The organism is Bradyrhizobium sp. SZCCT0231, assembly GCF_018130245.1.
GTDB classification, from domain to species: domain Bacteria; phylum Pseudomonadota; class Alphaproteobacteria; order Rhizobiales; family Xanthobacteraceae; genus Bradyrhizobium; species Bradyrhizobium japonicum_F.
Genome location: NZ_JAFCKP010000014.1, coordinates 110,578 through 131,308 on the forward strand (window position 1 = coordinate 110,578; position 20,731 = coordinate 131,308).

A 20,731-nucleotide genomic window follows, 5' to 3' on the forward strand; every position below is an offset into this window, starting at 1 on the left:
TTGGTTTTCAGGACGTTAAGGGCGCACGAATGGCGACGGCACAGACCCCCGCAATGGCAGACCTCCACACGGGCGAGCACGGCCACGACCAGGCCAGTCCCGGCGAGATCGCCATCGGCGTCATCATCGGCCGCACCTCCGAATTCTTCGACTTCTTCGTCTTCGCGATCGCCTCGGTGATCGTGTTCCCGCGCCTGGTGTTCCCGTTCGCGAGCGAACTGACCGGCACCCTCTATTCCTTCATGATCTTCGCGCTGGCCTTCATGGCCCGGCCGATCGGCACCGTCATTTTCATGACGATCGACCGAGCCTACGGCAAGACGGCCAAGCTGATCTCGGCGCTGTTCCTGCTCGGCACCGCGACCGTGGCGCTCGCGTTCCTGCCCGGCTATCAGGAGATCGGCGTTGCCGCGATCTGGCTGCTGGCGCTGGCGCGCATCGCGCAGGGTCTGGCCTGGGGCGGCGCCTGGGACGGCATGGCTTCGCTGCTGGCGCTAAATGCGCCGGCATCGCAGCGCGGCTGGTACGCGATGGTGCCGCAGCTCGGCGCCCCGCTCGGACTGATCGTCGCGAGCGCGCTGTTCGCCTATTTCGCCGGCAACCTCTCGGCCGATGATTTCTTCGATTGGGGCTGGCGCTATCCGTTCTTCGTCGCCTTCGCCATCAACGTTGTGGCGCTGTTCGCCCGCCTGCGCATGGTGACGACGGAAGAATACGCCTCGCTGTTCGAGACCCGTGAATTGCAGCCCTCGCGCATCTCCGAAACGGTCGCGCGCGAAGGCCAGAACATCATGCTCGGCGCGTTCGCGCCGCTGGCGAGCTTCGCGCTGTTCCACATGGTCACGGTGTTTCCGCTGTCCTGGGTGTTCCTGTTCACCCGCGAGAGCCCGGTGCGCTTCCTGATCATCGAGATCGTCGCCGCCGTGTTCGGCGTTGCCGCGATCGTTGTCTCCGGCATCATCGCCGACCGTGTCGGCCGCAAATCGCTGCTGATGGGATCGGCGATCGCGATCGCGATCTATAGCGGCTTCGCGCCGCAACTGCTCGATGCCGGCGCGTTCGGCGAGACCATCTACATGGTGATCGGCTTCATCCTGCTCGGCCTGTCCTTCGGCCAGTCGTCCGGCGCGATCGCCTCGAACTTCAGGCAGGCGTACCGCTACACCGCCTCGGCGCTGACCTCCGATATGGCCTGGCTGTTCGGCGCGGGCTTTGCCCCGCTGGTCGCGCTGCTGCTCGCCACCAATCTCGGCGTCATTGCTTCGGGTGCGTATCTGCTGTCCGGCGCGTTCTGGACCCTGCTCGCGCTCTGGCTCAGCGGCCAGCGCGAGGCCGGGGATATGGACGCGGGGCGCTAGCTTTTCGTAGCCCGGATGGAGCACAGCGTAATCCGGGACAGCGTTGACGCCGGCACAAATCCCGGATTGCGCTACGCTCCATCCGGGCTACGTGTCGATCTCAATCCGCCACGATCTTCACGCGATCGCGCACCTTCACCTGCGCGGTGCGATCGAGGCCGTTCAGCACGCGGAAGCGATCGGCGGGATGGTCGACGCCGGCCATGCGGTGGGAGAGCGACTCCACGGTATCGCCGGGCTGCACGGTGATGACCTTGATGCGCAGCGGGCGCGCGGCCTGGATCTCGTCGAGTGTCAGGCGACGGAATGAGTTGACGGTCTCGCGCGCGTTGCGCTCGCTCTCGGTCGATTTCTGCCGTGTCGCAAAGATGAAGCGGTAGACGTCGCTGCCGAAGCGCAGTGCATAGACCTTGAACTGCCACTGATCGCCCTTGGCGGTGGCGGACGCCGCCGGAAAACCGTTGATGGTGATATCCTCGGTCGAGGCCTTCTCGACGCCTTCCATCCAGCCGGAATTGAGGTAGTCGCCGAGCGATTGTTCGGCCGGCACGCGCACGACGTCGAAGCGCATCGCCTGTGCGCCGCCCTCGCGCACGCCGATCACGGCCTGCGCGGTGTTGTCGAGCGTGAAATTGTCCGGCGCCTGGAAGGTGAAGCCGAGCTTCGGATGCAGGAAGCGCCGGCCGCGGACAAAACCTTCGCTGGGGTCTTCGCCGTAGACGAGGTTGTCGATCGCAGCGAGATAGCTTTCGCGGTCGCGCTCGGCGCCCTCAGGCGCAGTGTATTGCCGCGCGATATTCTGCGCGTTCTGCACCCGTTCGGGGGTTGCCGGATGCGACGAGGTGAAATCCTGCGCGCGCGGATCGAGCGAGCTCTTGCCGGCCTTCAGCTCGGCATTGCGCTCCATCGCTGACAGAAAGCGCGCAGCGCCATAAGGATCGAAATGCGCCTTGGCGGAGATGCCGACGCCGATGCCGTCGGCCTCGAACTCCTGCTTGCGCGAGAAGCTCGCCATGGTGAGCTTGGTCTTGGCGAGCGCGAGCGCGGTGAGATCGGGATCGCTGCTCATGTCGGTGACGACGCGGGTGACGATCGCGGCCTGGCGGGCCTGGTCCTCGCGCATCGCCGCATGCTTGGACAGCACATGCGCCATCTCGTGGCTGAGCACGGAGGACAATTCGGAGGTGTCGCTGGCGAGTGCAAGCAGGCCGCGCGTGACATAGAGCTGGCCGTTCGGCAGCGCAAAGGCGTTCACGGCGCCGGAATTGAGGATGGTGACCTTGTAGCCCTGATCGGGACGGTCGGAGGCTGCGACCAGCCGGTCGACGGTCTTGCTGACGAGCGCCTCGAGCTTGGGATCGTCATAGGTCCCGCCATAGCTCGCCAGGATGCGCTCGTGCTCCTTCTCGGTGGCGGGGGTTTGGGCGACGGCGGGCTTCGGCTTCGGCATCACGACGGTCGCCGGGGTTGCCGCGGTCTGGAACCGGCCCATATCGCCACAACCGGCGAGAGCCGCGCCCAGGACAAGGCACAGCGCAGCCGGCGCCGCCCGCAGCCGGCGGCGTTCACTCCGTACGTGCCGTTTTAGCACCCCATCCACGTCGCTTAACCCGTGCCTGGCCGTCTTAAGGCCCTACCCCTGTCGGCTCGTTTGCGCCCAGCAACTCGATCTGCCCCACGAGGCGCACGTCGATCCGCGGCCCCGTATTCCCCTCCACCCAGCCCCGAACGCGAATACGTCTATTTTCCAAGGACTTAAGGGTGATGCCAGCGCTTTCGAACGCCGCGAGCGTGCGCTTTGAAATAGTCACGGCAAAGCCACGTGTCCAGTTCCGCCCGAAGTTGAGGTAGGTCATTGCCCCAACTTGCCGGACCGACAGGATTTTGCCCTCGACCACCGCAAAGCGCCCGATCTCCGCCAAAATATCGTCCGGACTTTCCGCGTTTTTTATGGCCGACGGGTCAGCCCAGCTGCCCTTTTTTTGGCGCCGTGCCGCGGCCTCGGACGCCATCAGGGCGGCCGCGCAGTCCTTGTCCACGATCTCGGCGGAGGCGATGGCGTCGCCCCGGGCGAGCAGCATGGCCTGCACGGAGCTGCCGCTTTCGCCGACGAAGACCAACGCGCCCTGGCGGCCATAGCGGTCGGGCGTGTCGTCGGGGCTGCGCAGCGTCACGTCGCGGCCGGTGAGCAGTGAGGCCAGCGCCTGCTTCGTGGTCGCCGTCGGCTCGATGCCGGTGAGGCGGATCTCGCGCCCGTCATCGAGGCGCACGCTGCGCGCATCGACGATGGCAGCGACGCGGCCTTGGTCTTGCGACTCGAACTGGCATGGTGTCGCGAGCGCCGAGTTACTTGCGACAAGAAATGCGACGATGAAGTGAAGCCGTTGCGTCACGTGACCCGGAGAGGTTGCAGTGCGCGACAACTATACCTCATGCGTAGTGGGCCGCGAAGAGGCTTCGTCACACTCCGTCATTGCGAGCCAACGAGGCCGCGCTTCGCGCGGATCCGTTGGTCGCAATGACGACGCGGAAACATTTCGACGCGCCTCACCATTCCGTTTTGCGGAAAACGCGCGCGGCAATCGTACGCTTGCAGCACCCCGCGCTTGCTGCCCTCTCGCGCATGCGGCATGATTGCGGCAAGAGCAATAACCAAGCCGCCATCAGAGTACGGCGCGATAAAGGAGGTCGTTTCGATGAAGACTGTTTTGTCCGGCATTTTTGCCGCCGCGTTTGCCCTCAATGCGAGCGCCGCGCAGGCCCAGGACAAGCCGCCACTGAAGATCGGCGGCATCCTCGACATGTCGAGCCTTTATGCAGATATCACCGGTCCCGGCAGCGAGACTGCGGCCAAAATGGCTGTCGAGGATTTTGGCGGTGAGGTGCTGGGTCGCAAGATCCAGGTGCTGGCGGCTGATCATCTCAACAAGGCCGATCTCTCCGCCAACATCGCCCGCGACATGCTCGACAACCAGGGCGTCGAGATGATCTACGACGTCGCGGCCTCCGCAACCGCGCTTGCGGCCGGCGAGATCGCCAAGGCGCGCAACAAGATCATCATGTTCAACGGCCCGGGCTCGATCCGTCTCACCAACGAGGCCTGCGGTCCCTACACCATCCATTACGTGTTCGACACCTACGGCCAGGCCAATGTGACCGGTCTTGCGGCGGTGAAGTCGGGCCTCGACAGCTGGTTCTTCCTCACCGCCGACTACGCCTTCGGCCAGGATCTGGAGAAGGACACCAGCGCCGTCGTGACCAAGACCGGTGGCAAGGTGCTCGGCAGCGTGCGCCATCCGCTCAACACGTCGGATTTCTCGTCCTTCCTGCTCCAGGCCCAGGCCTCCAAGGCCAAGGTGATCGGGCTCGCCAATGCCGGCGGCGACACCATCAACGCCATCAAGCAGGCGGCGGAGTTCGGCATCACCAAGGGCGGCCAGAAGGTCTCGCCGCTGCTCGCTTTCGTCACCGATATCGACTCGATCGGGCTGGAGACCGCGCAGGGGCTGTTGCTCGCGGAAGCATTCTACTGGGACCTCAACGACGACACGCGCGCGTTCTCGAAGCGCTTCATGGAGCGGACCAAGCGGGTGCCGACCTCGGCGCAGGCCGGCGTCTATTCCTCCGTTACGCATTACCTGAAAGCCGTGAAGGCAGCCGGCACCACCGACGCCGCGGCGGTGATCAAGGTGATGAAGGAGACGCCGATCAACGACTTCTTCGCCAAGGGTGGCAAGATCCGCGACGACGGCCGCATGATCCACGACATGTATCTGTTCGAGGTGAAGAAGCCGTCGGAGTCCAAGGGCCGCTGGGACGATTACAGGCTGCTCGCCACCGTGCCCGGCAACGAGGCGTTCCAATCGCTCGAGTATTCGCGCTGCCCGCTGGTGAAGAAATGAAGCGTCATCCCCGGGCTCGCGAAGCGAGAGCTATGGTGCGCAATTGCGCACCTGAGGATCCATCGGGCGGCAGTGACGGTGTGAAATATGGATTCCGGGCTCGCGCTTCGCGCGCCCCGGAATGACGAAAGAAACACAAGGGAGACGTCCCATGAACGACATGGTCCTGCAAACGCTCGAAGGCGGGCTGCTCACCATCACGATGAACCGGCCGGAGCGGAAGAACGCGCTCAACCCGGACATGGTCGCCGGGCTGGTTGAAGCGGCACGGCGCGCGGCTGACGATCCCGAGGTGCGGGCGGTGCTGTTCAAGGGCGCCGGCGGCTCTTTCTGTGTCGGCGGCGACGTCAAGTCGATGGCCGCAGGGCGCGCGCCGCTTCCGTTCGAGCAGAAGCTCGCAAACCTCCGCCGCGGCATGGAGGTCTCGCGCATCCTGCATCAGATGCCGAAGCCCGTGGTGGCGCAGCTCGATGGCGCGGCGGCCGGCGCGGGCCTGTCGATGGCGCTGTCCTGTGACCTGCGCATCGCCTCCGAATCCTGCAAGATCACCACCGCCTTCGCCAAGGTCGGTTTCTCCGGCGATTACGGCGGCACCTATTTTCTCACCCAGCTGCTCGGCAGCGCGCGGGCGCGCGAGCTCTATCTGATGTCGCCGGTGCTCACGGCCAGGGAAGCGCATGCGATCGGCATGGTGACCAAGGTCGTCCCCGACGCCGAGATCGACACCGCGGCCCACGAGCTGACACTGTCGCTGGCGCAGGGACCCTCGATCGCGCTCGGCTTCATCAAGCGCAACATCAACAATGCCGAGCACCTGGCGCTGGAAGACTGTTTCGACGGCGAGGCTATCCATCACACCCGTTGCGGCGACACCGAGGACCACAAGGAAGCCGCAAAGGCCTTCGTCGAGAAGCGCAAGCCGACCTTCAAGGGCGCATGACGATGGCGCGCTATGTCCGGCTGCGTCAGATCTGCCTGGTCGCGCCGCAGCTCGAGCCTGTCATCACGGATATCGCCAGGATCATGGGCCTCGCCGTCTGCTATCGCGACGGCAATGTGGCGAAATACGGTCTGGAGAACGCGCTGCTCCCGGTCGACACCGTCCTGCTGGAAGTCGTGGCGCCCTTCAAGGACGGCACCACGGCCGGCCGCTTCATCGAGAAGACCGGCGGCCGCGGCGGCTATATGGCGATCTTCTGCTGCGATGATCCGGACGAGCGCGGCCGCAACGCCAATGCGCTCGGCGTGCGCACCGCCAACGTGATCGACCATGCGCCCTATCACGGCGTGCAGCTTCACCCCCGCGACTGCCGCGCCGCCTTCATCGAGTTCAACCATACCGACGGCAGCGACGATAGTCTGGGCGCCTATCCGCCGGCGGGACCGGACTGGCAGAAATTCATCCGCAAGGACGTGACGCAGGCGCTGACGGCGGTGGAGATGCAGAGCCCGGACCCGCAAGGGCTGGCGGAGCATTGGGGCAAGATCATCGGGATTGCGCCGAGTCGTGGTGCCGAACTGAAGCTGCCCAATGCGACCTTCCGCTTCGTCAAGGGCGCCAGCGAGATCATGAGCGCGCTGGAGTTTCGTGTGGCTGACGTGGCGCAGGTGCTGCATACCGCCAAGGCAAAGGGGCACGCGGTCGCGGGCAATGAGTTTCTGCTGGGCGGCGTGACGTTCCGGGTTGTAGCTTGAGCGGTTGCCACACATACCGCTGTCGTCCCGGACAAGCGAAGCGCAGATCCGGGACCCATAGCCACAGGGAGTGGTTTGGCGAAGACTCGGAGTTGTCAACTCGCGCTACAACCACTCCCTGTGGTTATGGGTCCCCGCTTTCGCGGGGACGACAGGGGAGTTTGTGGAAGCGCTAGAGGGACACGGCGAGACCCTGCCGCGATCACCTTCCCCTAAAATTCGCCACCCGGCGCTCTTCGGTCGCCTTCACACCTTCCTTAAAATCCTCCGTCGCGCGCAACCTTGTCTGCTCGGCGAGCTCGTGATTGGTCGCGGCCATGACGCGGTCGGCGAGGCCATTGCGTAACGTGGCGCGCGTCGAGAGCAGTCCGAGCGGGGAGCATTCGGCGATCTCGCCGGCGAGCTTCATCGCGGCCGCCTTGACCTCGTCCTGCGGCACCAGCTCGTTGGCGAGGCCCCATTTGTAGGCCTCTTCGCCGGTGACGCGGCGGCTGGTGTAGAACATCAGCTCGGCGTTGTTCTTGCCGATCAGCTCGGGCAGCGTCACGGTCAGGCCGAAGCCGGGATGGAAGCCGAGCTTGGTAAAATTCGCCGAGAAACGGGCTTCGGGGCAGGTGACGCGGAAATCGGCTGACACCGCAAGGCCCAACCCACCGCCGATGGCCGCGCCCTGCACGGCGGCAACGATCGGCTTCTTGGCGCGGAAGATGCGCACGGCCTGGATGTAGAGATGGTTGATCGAGCCGAGACTGTCGGCCGGATCGCCTTTCTTCTCGGCCTCGTGCGCTTCCTGCGCCTGCCGCGCCGGATCCTGGAAATTGGCGCCGGCGCAGAACGCCTTGCCCTGCGCGGAGAGGACGGAGGCACGAATTTCGATGTCGCGGTCGAACTCGTCGAGCGCATCTGCGATCTGGTTGATCAGCGAGATGTCGAAGAAGTTGAGCGGCGGACGGCGGATTTCGATGGTGCCGACGTGTCCGACCTTCTCGACGCCGATGTCTTTGTAGGTGCTCATGATGATCCTCGATTGAATTAGCGCAGGCCCAAACCGCGCGCGATGATGCCGCGCAGCACCTCGGTGGTGCCGCCCTGGATGGTGAGTTTCGGCGCGGTCTTGATCGCGAAGTCGAGCTGCCGCTCCAGCGTCTCGCGGTTGGTCGCGGTCTCCTCGACGAAAGCGGCGAGATCGCGCACGCGATGCGGCAGCTGCTGCTCCCAGACCGTGCCGATGTCCTTGACGATGGACGCCTCGACCACCGGCTCCTTGCCGGCTTCCAGCATGCCGGCCACCGAGACCGACATGCGCCGCATGGTGTGGAGCTGCGCGACGAGGCGGCCGATACCCTCGGCACTGCGCGTATCCGGGTTGGGGCCGACCGCGCGGACCAGCTCCGTCAGCACGTAATAGGTCTCCAGGAAACGCTCGGGGCCCGAGCGCTCGTATGCGAGCTCGCTCGTCGCCTGCTTCCAGGCGCCGTCGACCTCGCCGAGCACGTGATCGTCAGGGATGAAGTGATCGGTGAAGACGACCTCGTTGAACTCGTACTGGCCGGTGATCTGGCCGATCGGGTTCACCTTGATGCCCGGCTGCTTCATCTTGACCAAAAACTGCGTCAGGCCGTGGCGGCGGTTCTCCTTGGTCGGCGGCGAGGTCCGGAAGATCGCGATCATGTAGTCGGCGATATGCGCCGACGAGGTCCAGATCTTGGTGCCGTTGATGAGATAGCCGCCGTCGGTCTTGGTCGCGCGCGTCTTCGCGGCGAACAGGTCGGAGCCGGAGTTAGGCTCGCTCATGCCGATGGCAAAGCAGATCTCGCCGCGGCAGATGCGCGGCAGGATGTCCATCTTGATATGTTCAGGCGCGTATTTCAAAAGCACCGGCCCGCTCTGGCGGTCGGCGACGAAGAAGCGCCGGGTCGGCGCGTTGGCGACGCGCATCTCCTCGGTCACCACGTAACGTTCCAGGAACGAGCGCTCCTGGCCGCCATACTTTTTCGGCCAGGTCATCCCGAGCCAGCCCTTGGCGCCGACCCGGCGGGAAAATTCCGGCGCGTCGGTGTCCTCGCGGTTGGGCTTGTTCGGATCGAAGGTGCCGGCGGCGATCTCCTCGGCGAGGAAGGCGCGCACTTCCTTGCGCAGTTGCTCGCACTTCTCGGGCAGGCGGATCGGATCGAAACGGAGGGCAGCGGTCATTGTGGTCGTCCCCTGATCAGCGCGAAGCCACGAGCGGCCACAATTCGTCGGCGCCGCGGTTTGCTATGAGCTTGCCGAGCTCGACGGCCCAGTAGCTCTCCGAGCCGAAATCGTCGCGCCAGGCCAGCGCCCGCAGCGAATAGCGGTGCAGGATGTGCTCCATGGTGAAGCCGATCGCGCCGTGGACCTGGTGCGCGATGCCGCCGCCTTTCTCGGCTGCTTCCGCGCAGCGGATTTTGGCGGAGGCGGCTTCGAGATAGACCTCGTCGTTGAACGACTTGGCGTTCGCGATCGCGTCGGCGGCCGAGGTCGCGGCCGCAAGCGCTGCGGCGGATTCGCCGGCAAGGCGCGCGAGATTGTGTTGCACGGCCTGGAATTTCGAGATCTTCTTCTCGAAGGCGACGCGCTCGTTGGAGTAGCGCACCGAGATGTCGAGCATCGATTCCAGCGCGCCGGCGATCTGAAGGCTGCGCGCAACGCCGCCCATCAGCATCAGGATCGTCTGGTCGAGGCCCTTTGGCGCTGGCTTGATGGTGATCGGCTGGACCTTGTCGAGCGTGACGGTGTCACTGTGGTCGTAGCCGACATTGAGTCCGGATTCGATCCGCGTCTTGCTCGCATCGACCAGCGCGATGACCGCGCCATCCTTGCCGTGCGCCAGCACCGCAAAATGTCTCGCCGCCTTGGCGAAGGGCACGCCGCGGGCGCGGCCGGAGAGCGCGCCATCGGCATCGAGGCTGATGCGATCCTTCGGGCCCGCCGGCACGATCGTCATCTCGCCCTCGGGCGATGCGATCCTGGCCTGTGCGAGCAGCCAGCCTGCGAGCATGGTCTCGGCCAGCGGCACCGCGACCGCGAAGCGGCCGGCGGCGTTCAGCAAGGCAAAACCGTCGGCGAGGCTGGCACCGGAGCCGCCGAGATCGTCGGGCACCCACGACAATGGCAGGCCGGCTTCGCTCAGCGCCTGCCACAGCGGCGCCTGCCAGGAATTCTTCTTGTCGTTGTTGATGGTTTGCGGATCGGCGAGATCGGCGAAGATCTTCTCCGCGGTCTCGACGACGATATTGTCACTCTCCGCCACAGCGTTCCCCGTGTCTTGCCATTGGCGCGTCCCGCCTCCTTGGGCCGGCGCGCAGGTTCTTCTTGCGCCCGATGATCGGAAAAAGCCATGGCCCTGACAAGCGTTGATCGCAGGTCCATCTGCGGCGCCGGCATGGGGGCAGGCTTCAAGAAATGCTAATTCCGCTTAGCGGAGTTTGCTCGATTTGCAGGGCGCGGCAAACTCGCTAAACAAGGCGCGGAAGATCAGAGCCACGGGGAAGGAAATCAGGATGGCCAAGGACAATCTGTGCGCAATCGTGACGGGGTCTGCCTCAGGCCTTGGCGCGGCAACCGCGGAAATTCTGGCGCGCAGCGGGGCGCGGCTCGTCATCAACTATTCGTCGAGCCAGAAGGAAGCCGAGGCGACGGCTGAGCTCTGCCGCAAGGCCGGCGCGGCGGAGGTGCTGGTTGCGCAGGGCGACGTCTCGAAGGACGAGGATTGCCGCAAGATCGTCGCGGCGGCCAGCGGCTGGGGCCGACTGGACATCCTCATCAACAATGCCGGCACCACCAAGCATGTCGCCCACGCCGATCTCGACGGCTTGTTGGCTGAAGATTTCCAGCGGCTCTATGGCGTCAACACCATCGGCCCGTTCCAGATGGTGCGCGCCGCGCGCAGCCTGCTCGAGGCCGGTGCGAAGGCTTCAGGGCGGCCATCGGCGGTCGTGAACGTCTCCTCGGTCGCCGGCATCAGCGGCGTCGGTTCGTCGATCGCCTATGCCGCGAGCAAAGGCGCGCTCAACACCATGACGCTGTCGCTGTCGCGCGCGCTGGCGCCGCTGATCCGCGTCAACACGGTCTGCCCCGGCTATATCGACACGCCCTGGTTCACCAAGGGGCGTGGCGAGGCGCAGGCAAAGCAGGTGCGCGACAGCGTGGTGGCGAAGGTGCCGCTGAAGGTCGCATCATCGGCAGAGGACATCGCCCAGCTCGTCTGCTTCCTGGCGATGCCGGCCTCCAGCAACATGACCGGCGAGGTCGTGCGGATGGATGCGGGGATGCATTTGATTACGTGATTGGCGCGGCTGGTGCGGCACACACAGGTGTCGTCCCGGCGAAGGCCGGGACCCATAACCACAGGGAGTGGTTTGACGAAGACTGGTAACTCCGAGTCTTCGTCAAACCACTCCCTGTGGTTATGGGTCCCGGATCTGCGCGCGCTTGTGGCGCGCTTGTCCGGGACGACAGCGAGTGTGTTCAGCCTTTTATCACGCCGCTCGCGACCAGGCGGTGCCAGATGAACAGCACCACCACTGCGCCGACCGTGGCCATGATGAAGCCGGCGCCCTGGTCGGGGCTGTAATGGCCGATGGCCTGGCCGACGAAGGTCGCCAGAAAGGCGCCGGCGATGCCGAGGATGGTGGTGAGGATGAAGCCGCTCGGATTGTTCGGCCCCGGCGCCAGCCAGCGCGCGATGAGGCCGGCGACGAAGCCGACGACGATGATCCACAACAGGCCGCCCATGCTCATGAGTGTGCTCCCCTTTCCGAGAACGGCTTCAGATTCGGCCCGAGAGTTCGTTCTCGGTCGGCAGCCGCCCGTCCGGAGTCAGATGGTCGATCACCTGCGGCAGATATTGGCTGAGGCCGGAGAGCAGCTCCTCGCGTGACAGCCCGCTCTGGGCGGACAGGCTGTCGATCTGGTCGGCGCCGAGGGCGCTGGCGAGATCGCCCGGTGCGATCGGCTTGTTCTCGCCCTTGCCGACCCAGGAATTCGCAGTGTCGCCTTGGCCGCTCTGCTGCAGCTGGTTGAGGAGATCGCCGAGCCCGCCGCTGAGCACGGTGCCGGCCGCGCCGCCCGCGAGCAGGCCGCCGAGGCCGCCCTTGAGCAGATCGCTGAGGCCGCCGCTATTGCCGCCGAGCGTGCTGTTGCTCGTATTGGCAGGCGTGGGAGGCGGCAGCGGTGAGCGTTGCTGCGGGGCAGGCGCCGCACCGGGCTGGCCGGCCGTCAGATGCTTGAACGCCTTCCAGGCGAGCAGGCCGAGCAGCGCCATGGTCATCGGCGACATGCCGCCGGAGGATTTCTCGGAGCTCGGCATGCTGGGGCCGCGCGGGCCGTTCTGCATGCCGTTGAGGACGTCGAGTAGACCCATGGTGCTCTCCTTTGGCGTTCTCGTTCGGCGAGCGCTCGCCGCTGACTGCCCCCGGCGCGAGAGCATATGGGGCACTCATGACCGTTACAAGTCGGATGCGACGCGATTGGTTGCCGGCCGCGCCTCTGCTATCGAAGGCCGGTCATTCAGGGGAGCGAGCTCAGTGGTTACGGATCGACCGATCGTGGTGGCCGGCGCCGGCGCCATCGGCTGTTTCGCCGGCGGCATGCTGGCCGCTGCCGGCCGCCGCGTCGCGCTGCTGGTGCGGCCGCGGGTGAAGACCGAGATCGAGCGGTTCGGCCTGCTTCTGACCGATTTCGACGGCTCCGAGAAGAGGCTTGGCGCGGGGCAGCTCGCGTTGTCAGAGGATCCTGCGATCTTCCACAGCGCCGGCATCGTGCTGGTGACGGTGAAGAGCGCCGACACCGCCGCTGTCGCGGACCAGATCGCGCAGCATGCGCCGCAGGATGCCGTCATCGTCTCGCTCCAGAACGGCATCGGCAATGTCGCGGTGCTGCGCGAGCGGCTCGGCGGCCGCCGCGTGCTGGCCGGCATGGTCCCGTTCAACGTGATCGCGATGGGCGAGGGCCGTTTCCACCGCTCGACCTCCGGCGACATCCATGTCGGAGAGGACGCTGAGAACACGGCCGCCGCGCTCTCGGTCGCAGGCCTGATGGTGCGCGCGAGCGGTGACATCACCGGCGTGCAATGGGGCAAGCTGATCATCAATCTGAACAATGCGCTCAGCGCGCTGTCGGACTTGCCGCTCGCTGCGCAATTGGCGAACCGCGACTGGCGCAGATTGTTCGCCGACCAGATGGCAGAGGGGCTGGCCGTGCTGAAGGCCGCCGGCATCGTGCCGGTTTCGTCGACGCCGATCCCGATGAGCTGGTCTCCGACCCTGCTGCGGCTGCCGGATGCGATCTTCACCGTGATCCTGGGACGCACGATGAAGATCGATCCCGAGGCGCGCTCCTCGATGTGGCAGGATCTGAAGCAGGGCCGCACGACCGAGATCGACTATCTCCAGGGTGCGGTCATCGCGCTCGCCGAGCAAAACAATGTCGGCGTGCCGTTGATGCGCCGCATTGTTGCGCTGATCAAGCAAGCCGAGGCGGCCGGCAAGGGCCCGCCGCGGCTGACGCCGCAGCAGATCCGCGGGGCGGCGTGAGTGAAGGAGGAACGCGATGAAGCGTTGTCTGATGATCGGGATCGCGCTGGCCGCGTTCTGCGGCGCATCGGCGCTCGCCCATGCGAGGCCGCCGACGGTCGTGAACTCTCCCGGCTATGACAGGCGATTGCAGGAGAGCAGGTCGCAGTTGGGTGGTTCGCCCGTAGTGACTGCGCCGGCAAATGCGCCGAAGCGCAGCAAGAAGAAGCATCCAGACTGAGTCCACACCCTCCGCCGTCGTCCCGGACAAGCGCGCCTCAAGCGCGCGCCGATCCGGGACCCATAACCACAGGGAGGAGTTGTGACGCGAGGCTGGTAACTCCGAGTCTTCGCCAAATTCAATTCGGTGGCTATGGATCCCGGATCTACGCGCGCTTGAGGCGCGCTTGTCCGGGACGACAGCGGAGTTTGCCGCAGCAGCGGAACGAAAGCCGAGAAACTCACCCCTTCTTCGCGGGCTTGCTCGGTGTCGGGTTGAACAGCTTCTTCAGATCGTTCAGGCTTTCCGATAGCCGCGGCCATTCGCAGGAGAACGAGCCCTTGGTGCAGGGTGCGCTCTTTGGCCTCGCACCTGCGGCCTGCTGGACCTTCGGCCGCTCGACCGGGATAGGCACGCGCTCGACTTCGGTTCGCAGCGCGACCTGCTGAAGCTGCTGCACCTGTTGCTCTTGCTGCTCGCGCTGCTGGCGCGCCGTGGCTCGGGCCACTTCATTGCTGCGGCGCTGATTGGCGAGATAGGCGGTGTAGGCTTCGTCGATCTTCTTCTGTTCCTCCGGCGTCGGATTGGGGCCGGCGATGTCGAAGGTGCGATCCTGAAGGAAGTCGTAATAGGAATAGCCGCCGCCCGGCTTGCGGCGGCCGGCAAACTTGGCGTTGCAATCGGCAAGCGCGGCGGTCTTCTCGGATTTGGTTGCGGCCTTCTCGGCGGCGTCGGCGCATTCCTCGAAATCGACCGGCGCACGTTTCCACCATTGCGCCTCGGCATCCGTATGCGTCAGCAGGAAAAAGCCTGCTGCGGCAACGAGAAGCAGCGCTGCACGAGGCGATGTAACGACGGCCGACATTCTACGAGAGCATTCCTTGCGAAACTCAACCCGAACTGAGTCGAGTCGGATTTTTGCCCCTTTATCGCCGCCTTGTCACCCATGGAACCCTGGAATTTCATGGCTGGAATGCTGACATTTTGTGCTTGACGTGGCGCAGGAGTCACAGCGCCGTGCCGACAGGCTGTTACACTCATGTTGCGAGCGCCTCACTCTCTGCGGCGACGCCAAGAAAACGATGTGGAAACGAAGTGGAAACGCCTGATGCTGCTCCCCCTGTCCGACGTGCCGCGCTGGTACGCTGAACGCAAACCGCAAGGCACGATCGCCGTCCGTCATGGACAGGACACGCTGACATGGGACGAGCTCGAGCGCGGCGCCAACCGGCGCGCGCGGGCGTTTGCGGCCAAGGGCGTCAAGCCCGGCGATTTCGTCGCGATCGGTTTGCCCAACGGCAACGCGTTCTTCGAGACCTCCTTCGCGGTCTGGAAATGCGGAGCGACGCCGACCTCGCTGTCATGGCGGCTGCCGCGCGGCGAAGCCGCCGCGGTGCTCGACATTCTCAAGCCGGCGCTGGTGGTCGGCGGCGAGGCAGACTGGAACGCGCCGAACCGCCTGCCTGCGGATTTCGTGCCGGAAGGCTTTTCGGACGAGCCGCTCAATCCGCCGGTGGCGCGCTACTGGAAGGCCATGACCTCAGGCGGTTCGACCGGGCGACCGAAGGTGATTCTCGATCATCATCCGGCTGTCACCGACACCGTCGCCGTGCCGCCGCTCAACATTCCCTTCGGCGTCTCGCTGCTCAATCCCGGTCCGCTCTACCACAATGCGCCGTTCATCGTGTCGCATTATGCGCTGTTTGCGGGCGGGAAGCTTACGGGCCTGACCAGGTTCGACGCCGAGGAGACATTGCGCCAGATCGAACGCGAGCGCGTGCAATGGGTCAATTTCGTGCCGACCATGATGCACCGGATCTGGGCGCTGCCGGAGCACGTGCGCAACTCTTACGACGTAGCGAGCCTGCAGACAGTCTTCCACATGGCAGCTCCGATGCCGCCCTGGCTGAAGGAGAACTGGATCGCTTGGCTCGGACCTGAGCGGATCTGGGAGCTCTATGGCGGCACCGAGCGCCAGGGCGCCTGCATCATATCAGGCACGGAATGGCTGATGCACAAGGGCTCGGTCGGCAAGATCGGCGACATGGCGAAGCTTCGCATCATCGGCGAGGACGGCAACGATGTCGCGCCGGGCGAGACCGGCGAGATCTACTTCCTCAACAATGACGGCAAGGACGCCACCTATCATTATCTCGGTGCCGAGCCGAAACGCCGCGCTGACGGCTGGGAGTCGCTCGGCGATATCGGCCGGCTGGATGCGGAAGGCTATCTCTATCTCGGTGACCGCCTCGCCGACATGGTGCTGCGTGGCGGCGCCAACATCTATCCGGCCGAGGTCGAGGCCGCGGTCTCTGCCTGCCCCGGCGTGCGCTCCAGCGTCGTCGTGGGCTTGCCAGATCCGGAATTGGGCCAGCGCGTGCATGCCATCATCGAGCCGGAGCCCGATGCGGACGGCCAGGCCATCGCTGACGGCATGGCGGATTTCCTCAAGGACCGGCTGAGCCGCTACAAGCATCCCGAGAGCTTCGAATTCGTCAGCGCCCCGCCGCGCGATGATTCAGGCAAGGTTCGCAGAACGCTGTTGCGCGACGAGCGCGCGGCGTGGATGAAGGAAGGGCGCGCGTTCCGGATTTTGCCGGCGAAGGCGTCGGCGCATGCCGAATAAGAAAATTCACGAAAGGACTCTTTGACATGACGATCACGATCGCAGCGAACAGCGTGCCCAAGCCGCCGGCCGAGATCATCGAAGGTTTCAGGGGGGCGCCGACCTCGGTCATTTCAGACAATCTCGCCCGGCTGCCCGGCGCGGTGGGGCTGAAACCCTATCATCGCGGCGGCAAGCTGGTGGGGACGGCCTTCACCGTGCGCACCCGTCCCGGCGACAATCTCGCCATCCACCGCGCGCTCGAGCTGGTCGGCCCCGGCGACGTCATCGTGGTCGATGGCGGCGGCGATGAGACCCGCGCGCTGGTCGGCGAGATCATGAAGAACATCGCGCAATGGCGCAAAGCGGAAGGCTATGTCATCGACGGCGCGATCCGCGATGTCGCGGCCTTCGCGGCCGACGACTTTCCCTGCTACGCCCGCGCTGTGATCCATCGCGGCCCGTACAAGAACGGCCCCGGCGAGATCAACGTGCCGGTGACGATCGGCGGCAGCGTGATTGCGCCCGGCGACATCGTCGTCGGCGACGAGGACGGCGTGGTGTCGTTTCCCGCCGCCGGCGCCGCCGCCCTGCTGGACGCGGTCCGCACCCAGGTCGCGCGCGAGGAGGAGACCATGAAGGCGATCCGCGAGGGCCGCTATCAGGGCTCGTATGGCAAAGCCTGACCAGAGAAAATGTAGGGAGGATGGCGTGAGCCAGAAGGACGAATTCCACAATCTCGACGATACCAGCGACGGGCTGTTCCGCGAGCTCGCAGCCGGCGTGACCACGCGCATCTTCTCCGGCGAGCAGGCGATGCTGTCGGTGGTGACGCTGGCGCCGCATGCGCAAGGTTCGCTGCACCATCATCCCGAGGAGCAGTGGGGCGTGCTGCTCGACGGCTCCGCCATCCGGGTCCAGGGCGATGAGGAAATTCCGGTGAAAAAGGGCGATTTCTGGCGCACGCCAGGGAACGTGCCGCACACCATGCGCGCCGGCCCTGAGGGCGCCCGCGTGCTGGACATCTTCAGTCCGCCTCGGCCAGAATACAGAAAAGCGGGTTCGGGTTTCGGAATGACCTAAGCGCCAAAGAGCAAAAGCCAGGCGCGGAAACAAAGGGAGGGGACCATGACGATCACACGACGGGCGCTGCTGGCTGCGCCCGCCATCCTCGCGATGGCACCGGCGAGCGCGCAGGCCTCGAAGATCACGCTGGTGGTGCCGTTTCCGCCGGGCGGCTCGACCGATGCCATGGCGCGGCTGCTGCAGAGCAACCTGCAGACCAAGCTCAACCGCATCGTCGTGGTCGAGAACAAATCGGGGGCGGCCGGTGCGCTCGGTGCGGCGCAGGTCGCCAAGAGCCCGGCGGACGGCTCGACGTTCCTGGTGACGTTCGATTCCCATGCGGTGATCCCGTCGATCCTCGACAAGCCTCCGGTCGATGTCGAGCGCGAGCTGATGCCGGTGCTGCTGATCGGCACCGCGCCTTACGTGATCGCCGCCGGCGCCGGCCGTCCCTACAAGAGCTTTGCCGACGTGGTCGCCGCCTGCAAGGCGACGCCCGGCGCGGTGAAATACGCTTCCGTCGGCATCGGCACGCTCGGCCATCTCGCCATGACCGTGCTCGGCAGCAAAGCCGGGGTCGAGATCATGCATGTGCCCTATCGCGGCGGCGGGCCGGCCATGAACGACGTGCTCGGCGGCCATGTCGATCTCATCGCGGGATCGGCTGCGCTGGTCGCCGCCCAGCTCGGCACCAACATGCTGCGCCCGATCCTGCAGCTCGGCCGCGAGCGGCTGCCGGCCCTGCCGGACACGCAGACCGCGATCGAGGCTGGCTTTCCCGATTTCGAGACGTTGGCCTGGTGGGGCATCTTCGCGCCCGCGGGCACGCCGCCGGACGTGGTCGCGGCCATGGCGACGGCATCCAAGGAGATCCTGAGCGAGCCCGCGACCGCCGCTCAGCTCAAGGACACCCAGCACATGACGCTGCTGCTCCAGGACGGCGCCGCCTTCAAGACCTTCTTCGACAGGCAGGTCGCCTATTGGGGCAAGGTGGTGAAGGACAACAATATCAGGGCATGAGAGGCCCTTGCCCGGGATTGCCATCCCAGGTCCGGTGGCAAGTCCGATGTCAGGTCCGGTGCGCTCGCGCGGGCCTGAGCGTCAGAGCATCTTGCCAACGATCTTTGTCATATCCGCCGCCGAAAACGCGCGCAGCGTTTCGGTGCGGACATTGCCGAGTGCGCTGAGACTGAGGCTGAGCGACATCGCGGAAGCCTCATCTGGAGCCTCGAGAAAGGTCACGACGTCATATCGTCCCTGCGTCCAGACGATCTCTTTCACAGTCACGCCGAACGTTTTGGCCATCTCCTTGAAGGCCTCGGCCCGCTTCGGCGAGTCCTTGACGTTGCGGACGCCCTGATCCGTGAAGCTCCCCAGCACAACATAGGTTACCATGGTCGTCCTCCTTGGTTAGAACTTGAGGAAACCGCGCCGAGCTTGCCACAGCGGCCGAGACAGCGCTACTTGCGCGTTGGAACGTCAGCAGATGCGACTTATTCGGTCAGGACAACGGCCGTGCGAAACTGAGTTCATGGCCGTCGGGGTCGGTGAGGTGGAAGTAGCGCTCGCCCCATTCGGCATCGCGCGGCGTGGTCGACGGCTGCCACCCGGCAGCGCGCGCCTGCGCGTAGGTCTCGTCGACATCGGCCACGTAGAAGATGACGCGGCCCCACCAGGACCAGCGCTTGTCGTCCGGCTGCGCCGTCAGGTTGAGATAGCCGCTGCCGGCGCGAAAGCTCGTGAATGCTGCGGCTTCGCCGCCATAGAGAAGCTCGAACCCGAGCGAGCGGTAGAAGTGCACGGCGCATGCCATGTCATGGGTGCCGAGCGTGATGGCGCTGATGCTCTCGATCATGTGGGCTGCTCCGCCAAGAGGGACTCCGACACGAGGGACCTGGGCGCATTGTACGACCGCCTTGCTCAGCTTGCAGGTGATCTCGTCCGCCTTGCGGCTGGCGAACCGCATCCTGCTCTGCTATGAGGGGCCGAACCCGTACCCACGGGTTCCGCGGTCCCGTAGCTCAGCCGGATAGAGCGGCGGTTTCCTAAAACTGAGCGACGCTGTTACATAGCAGCACATAGCGTCTCATTTTCTCAATAAAATCAAAAGCTTATCCGATTTTGGCGTGATATGCTGTCTCACAGCAAATCACCTCTACTCATGCACTTTGAGAGCCAAATCGGAGCCAAAAAATGCCTGTCGCACACCTCACAGATATCGTGGTGTCGCGTCTCAAAACGCCCGGCACCTATTTTGATGAAACAACTCCCGCGTTCGGAATCCGTGTCGGCAAAAATCGCAAGACGTGGATTGTCATGCGCGGTGTGGAGCGCCAGCGGGTTCGGATCGGCCACTATCCCGCCATGTCGCTTGCGGATGCTCGCAAGGAGGCGAAAAAACTCCTCACGGAAGAGCCGACCAAGCATTCCAAGATGACGTTCGCCGCCGCGTGCGATGAATACAAAGAGGCCATCAAGTCGAAGAAGCCGCGCACCCAGCGCGACTACAACCGCATCCTCGACAAATACCTCCTGCCGAAGCTCGGCAAGAAGAAGCTATCCGAGATCGAATACGAGGACGTGTCCGCGATCGCAGCCAAGCTCAAGGTCTCGGAGAAGTCACACTGCCTCGCAGTCGCCCGAACATTCCTGCGTTGGTGCGTCCAGCCGCCCCGCCGCTACATCCCGCACTCGCCGCTCGAAGGCGTGAAGGTCGGACAGGGCAGGGGCCGCAAACGCATCCTGAAACCGGATGAACTGAAAAAGGTCTGGGACGCTGCCGGGGCCGTTGGCTATCCGTACGGCACCGTCGTGCAACTGCTGATCTTGAATGGTCAGCGAAAAGGCGAGACCGCGAATCTGCGTTGGCCGTGGATTAACGAAAAGGACCGCTTAATCACATTGCCCGAGTGGGTCACGAAAAACGGCCGGGCGCACACCTTCCCCTACGGCGACATGACAGCCGCGATCCTCGACGCCATCCCGCGACGGAACAGCACCGATCTTCTATTCCCGTCGGCGGTGTCGGACGAGCGGCCGATATCGGGCTGGAGCAAGTACAAGAAGAACCTGGGGGATGGCGTCGAGGGATGGACGCTCCATGATCTGCGCCGGACGTTCGCCACCATGCTTGCGGAAATGAAAGTGCCGCCGCACGTCGTCGAGAAACTACTGAACCACACGATGGGCAGCATCGGAAACAAGGCCGACAGCATCGTGAGCGCCGTTGCCGAGGTTTATAACCTCGCCCGGTATCTGCCAGAGATGCGGGACGCTGTTGAGAAGAGCTGGGAGCCGTACCTTCAGAACCTGACCCGCGCCGCTTGAGGCGCGGGTTTCTCTACTGTTAA

The 20,731-nt window shown here is 64.9% G+C and carries 23 protein-coding genes; 12 read left to right on the forward strand and 11 right to left on the reverse strand.

All coding sequences use genetic code 11. The features are described from left to right. Window positions 1–29 precede the first annotated feature (29 nt). The gene (locus JQ566_RS26320) at window positions 30–1,358 is read left to right on the forward strand and encodes an MFS transporter (protein ID WP_212377797.1); all 1,329 of its coding nucleotides are present in this window, start codon (window positions 30–32) and stop codon (window positions 1,356–1,358) included. Between the two features lie 100 nt (window positions 1,359–1,458). Here JQ566_RS26320 and JQ566_RS26325 read toward each other — a convergent pair whose 3' ends face one another. The 3 genes from JQ566_RS26325 to JQ566_RS26335 form a co-directional block, all read right to left on the reverse strand. Then, complete coding sequence (locus JQ566_RS26325) at window positions 1,459–2,850, reverse strand: M48 family metalloprotease (protein WP_249139817.1); 1,392 nt, start codon at window positions 2,848–2,850, stop codon at window positions 1,459–1,461. A 133-nt stretch (window positions 2,851–2,983) separates the two neighbouring features. Next, the gene (locus JQ566_RS26330; protein ID WP_212377800.1) at window positions 2,984–3,781 is read right to left on the reverse strand and encodes a thermonuclease family protein; all 798 of its coding nucleotides are present in this window, start codon (window positions 3,779–3,781) and stop codon (window positions 2,984–2,986) included. A 47-nt stretch (window positions 3,782–3,828) separates the two neighbouring features. Beyond that, window positions 3,829–4,077 carry a hypothetical protein gene (locus tag JQ566_RS26335; RefSeq protein ID WP_212377802.1) on the reverse strand — a complete coding sequence of 83 codons (249 nt, stop codon included), beginning with the start codon at window positions 4,075–4,077 and terminating at the stop codon, window positions 3,829–3,831. On the opposite strand from JQ566_RS26335, the gene JQ566_RS26340 reads away from it, so the two are divergent. From JQ566_RS26340 to JQ566_RS26350, 3 genes are all read left to right on the forward strand, one after another. Beyond that, window positions 4,055–5,260 carry an ABC transporter substrate-binding protein gene (locus JQ566_RS26340; RefSeq protein WP_212377804.1) on the forward strand — a complete coding sequence of 402 codons (1,206 nt, stop codon included), beginning with the start codon at window positions 4,055–4,057 and terminating at the stop codon, window positions 5,258–5,260. The two genes, JQ566_RS26335 and JQ566_RS26340, sit on opposite strands and share 23 nt — an antisense overlap. 151 nt (window positions 5,261–5,411) lie before the next feature. Further along, window positions 5,412–6,200 (forward strand): enoyl-CoA hydratase, encoded by a 789-nt coding sequence (locus JQ566_RS26345; protein ID WP_212377806.1) that lies wholly within the window; start codon window positions 5,412–5,414, stop codon window positions 6,198–6,200. 2 nt (window positions 6,201–6,202) lie between these two features. After that, window positions 6,203–6,955: a VOC family protein gene (locus JQ566_RS26350; protein ID WP_212377808.1), complete on the forward strand. Its 753-nt coding sequence runs from the start codon at window positions 6,203–6,205 to the stop codon at window positions 6,953–6,955. A gap of 202 nt (window positions 6,956–7,157) precedes the next feature. Here JQ566_RS26350 and JQ566_RS26355 read toward each other — a convergent pair whose 3' ends face one another. The 3 genes from JQ566_RS26355 to JQ566_RS26365 are packed head-to-tail and all read right to left on the reverse strand — an operon-like array spanning window position 7,158 to window position 10,229. Beyond that, entirely contained in the window at window positions 7,158–7,970 is an 813-nt protein-coding gene (locus JQ566_RS26355) for an enoyl-CoA hydratase/isomerase family protein (RefSeq protein WP_212377810.1), read from the reverse strand. A gap of 17 nt (window positions 7,971–7,987) precedes the next feature. Continuing rightward, window positions 7,988–9,148, reverse strand: coding sequence for an acyl-CoA dehydrogenase family protein (locus JQ566_RS26360; protein WP_212377812.1), 1,161 nt, complete (start codon window positions 9,146–9,148; stop codon window positions 7,988–7,990). Window positions 9,149–9,164: 16 nt separating this feature from the next. Further along, entirely contained in the window at window positions 9,165–10,229 is a 1,065-nt protein-coding gene (locus JQ566_RS26365) for an acyl-CoA dehydrogenase family protein (RefSeq protein WP_212377814.1), read from the reverse strand. A gap of 250 nt (window positions 10,230–10,479) precedes the next feature. Here JQ566_RS26365 and JQ566_RS26370 point away from each other — a divergent pair, with 250 nt between their 5' ends. Then, entirely contained in the window at window positions 10,480–11,265 is a 786-nt protein-coding gene (locus JQ566_RS26370; RefSeq protein ID WP_212377815.1) for an SDR family NAD(P)-dependent oxidoreductase, read from the forward strand. Between the two features lie 181 nt (window positions 11,266–11,446). Here JQ566_RS26370 and JQ566_RS26375 read toward each other — a convergent pair whose 3' ends face one another. Next, a complete protein-coding gene (locus tag JQ566_RS26375; protein ID WP_208639288.1) occupies window positions 11,447–11,719 on the reverse strand; it encodes a GlsB/YeaQ/YmgE family stress response membrane protein in 273 nt (90 codons plus the stop codon). Between the two features lie 28 nt (window positions 11,720–11,747). Then, entirely contained in the window at window positions 11,748–12,341 is a 594-nt protein-coding gene (locus JQ566_RS26380; protein WP_212377817.1) for a YidB family protein, read from the reverse strand. Between the two features lie 163 nt (window positions 12,342–12,504). On the opposite strand from JQ566_RS26380, the gene JQ566_RS26385 reads away from it, so the two are divergent. Beyond that, a complete protein-coding gene (locus tag JQ566_RS26385; protein WP_212377819.1) occupies window positions 12,505–13,512 on the forward strand; it encodes a 2-dehydropantoate 2-reductase in 1,008 nt (335 codons plus the stop codon). A 16-nt stretch (window positions 13,513–13,528) separates the two neighbouring features. Further along, window positions 13,529–13,732: a hypothetical protein gene (locus tag JQ566_RS26390; protein ID WP_212377821.1), complete on the forward strand. Its 204-nt coding sequence runs from the start codon at window positions 13,529–13,531 to the stop codon at window positions 13,730–13,732. A 220-nt stretch (window positions 13,733–13,952) separates the two neighbouring features. Here JQ566_RS26390 and JQ566_RS26395 read toward each other — a convergent pair whose 3' ends face one another. Next, window positions 13,953–14,576, reverse strand: coding sequence for a hypothetical protein (locus JQ566_RS26395; protein WP_212377823.1), 624 nt, complete (start codon window positions 14,574–14,576; stop codon window positions 13,953–13,955). 243 nt (window positions 14,577–14,819) lie between these two features. Between JQ566_RS26395 and JQ566_RS26400 the strand changes: the two genes are divergently transcribed. Genes JQ566_RS26400 through JQ566_RS26415 form a run of 4 tightly spaced genes read left to right on the forward strand, consistent with a single transcriptional unit; the run spans window position 14,820 to window position 18,401 of the window. Further along, window positions 14,820–16,337, forward strand: a complete 1,518-nt coding sequence (locus tag JQ566_RS26400; RefSeq protein WP_212377825.1) for an AMP-binding protein — start codon at window positions 14,820–14,822, stop codon at window positions 16,335–16,337. A 26-nt stretch (window positions 16,338–16,363) separates the two neighbouring features. Beyond that, window positions 16,364–17,002, forward strand: a complete 639-nt coding sequence (locus JQ566_RS26405) for an RraA family protein (protein WP_212377827.1) — start codon at window positions 16,364–16,366, stop codon at window positions 17,000–17,002. Between the two features lie 25 nt (window positions 17,003–17,027). Further along, window positions 17,028–17,399, forward strand: coding sequence for a cupin domain-containing protein (locus JQ566_RS26410; RefSeq protein ID WP_212377829.1), 372 nt, complete (start codon window positions 17,028–17,030; stop codon window positions 17,397–17,399). 45 nt (window positions 17,400–17,444) lie between these two features. Next, a complete protein-coding gene (locus JQ566_RS26415; protein ID WP_212377831.1) occupies window positions 17,445–18,401 on the forward strand; it encodes a tripartite tricarboxylate transporter substrate-binding protein in 957 nt (318 codons plus the stop codon). Between the two features lie 81 nt (window positions 18,402–18,482). Here the strand turns inward: JQ566_RS26415 and JQ566_RS26420 are convergent, their stop codons facing one another. Further along, window positions 18,483–18,776: a GYD domain-containing protein gene (locus tag JQ566_RS26420; protein ID WP_212377833.1), complete on the reverse strand. Its 294-nt coding sequence runs from the start codon at window positions 18,774–18,776 to the stop codon at window positions 18,483–18,485. Between the two features lie 106 nt (window positions 18,777–18,882). Further along, window positions 18,883–19,236, reverse strand: a complete 354-nt coding sequence (locus tag JQ566_RS26425; RefSeq protein ID WP_212377835.1) for a VOC family protein — start codon at window positions 19,234–19,236, stop codon at window positions 18,883–18,885. A 338-nt stretch (window positions 19,237–19,574) separates the two neighbouring features. On the opposite strand from JQ566_RS26425, the gene JQ566_RS26430 reads away from it, so the two are divergent. Then, complete coding sequence (locus JQ566_RS26430; RefSeq protein ID WP_212377837.1) at window positions 19,575–20,708, forward strand: tyrosine-type recombinase/integrase; 1,134 nt, start codon at window positions 19,575–19,577, stop codon at window positions 20,706–20,708. Window positions 20,709–20,731 lie beyond the last annotated feature (23 nt).

Bases quoted from the DNA above. Each gene is read 5' to 3' on its own strand.
- JQ566_RS26415 (WP_212377831.1), top strand. From the start codon at position 17,445: ATGACGATCACACGACGGGCGCTGCTGGCTGCGCCCGCCATCCTCGCG.
- JQ566_RS26355 (WP_212377810.1), bottom strand. From the start codon at position 7,970: ATGAGCACCTACAAAGACATCGGCGTCGAGAAGGTCGGACACGTCGGC.
- JQ566_RS26375 (WP_208639288.1), bottom strand. From the start codon at position 11,719: ATGAGCATGGGCGGCCTGTTGTGGATCATCGTCGTCGGCTTCGTCGCC.
- JQ566_RS26380 (WP_212377817.1), bottom strand. From the start codon at position 12,341: ATGGGTCTACTCGACGTCCTCAACGGCATGCAGAACGGCCCGCGCGGC.
- JQ566_RS26400 (WP_212377825.1), top strand. From the start codon at position 14,820: ATGCTGCTCCCCCTGTCCGACGTGCCGCGCTGGTACGCTGAACGCAAA.
- JQ566_RS26370 (WP_212377815.1), top strand. From the start codon at position 10,480: ATGGCCAAGGACAATCTGTGCGCAATCGTGACGGGGTCTGCCTCAGGC.
- JQ566_RS26395 (WP_212377823.1), bottom strand. From the start codon at position 14,576: ATGTCGGCCGTCGTTACATCGCCTCGTGCAGCGCTGCTTCTCGTTGCC.
- JQ566_RS26345 (WP_212377806.1), top strand. From the start codon at position 5,412: ATGAACGACATGGTCCTGCAAACGCTCGAAGGCGGGCTGCTCACCATC.
- JQ566_RS26405 (WP_212377827.1), top strand. From the start codon at position 16,364: ATGACGATCACGATCGCAGCGAACAGCGTGCCCAAGCCGCCGGCCGAG.
- JQ566_RS26340 (WP_212377804.1), top strand. From the start codon at position 4,055: ATGAAGACTGTTTTGTCCGGCATTTTTGCCGCCGCGTTTGCCCTCAAT.
- JQ566_RS26325 (WP_249139817.1), bottom strand. From the start codon at position 2,850: ATGGGCCGGTTCCAGACCGCGGCAACCCCGGCGACCGTCGTGATGCCG.
- JQ566_RS26335 (WP_212377802.1), bottom strand. From the start codon at position 4,077: ATGCCGGACAAAACAGTCTTCATCGAAACGACCTCCTTTATCGCGCCG.
- JQ566_RS26320 (WP_212377797.1), top strand. From the start codon at position 30: ATGGCGACGGCACAGACCCCCGCAATGGCAGACCTCCACACGGGCGAG.
- JQ566_RS26360 (WP_212377812.1), bottom strand. From the start codon at position 9,148: ATGACCGCTGCCCTCCGTTTCGATCCGATCCGCCTGCCCGAGAAGTGC.
- JQ566_RS26425 (WP_212377835.1), bottom strand. From the start codon at position 19,236: ATGATCGAGAGCATCAGCGCCATCACGCTCGGCACCCATGACATGGCA.
- JQ566_RS26430 (WP_212377837.1), top strand. From the start codon at position 19,575: ATGCCTGTCGCACACCTCACAGATATCGTGGTGTCGCGTCTCAAAACG.
- JQ566_RS26350 (WP_212377808.1), top strand. From the start codon at position 6,203: ATGGCGCGCTATGTCCGGCTGCGTCAGATCTGCCTGGTCGCGCCGCAG.
- JQ566_RS26420 (WP_212377833.1), bottom strand. From the start codon at position 18,776: ATGGTAACCTATGTTGTGCTGGGGAGCTTCACGGATCAGGGCGTCCGC.
- JQ566_RS26390 (WP_212377821.1), top strand. From the start codon at position 13,529: ATGAAGCGTTGTCTGATGATCGGGATCGCGCTGGCCGCGTTCTGCGGC.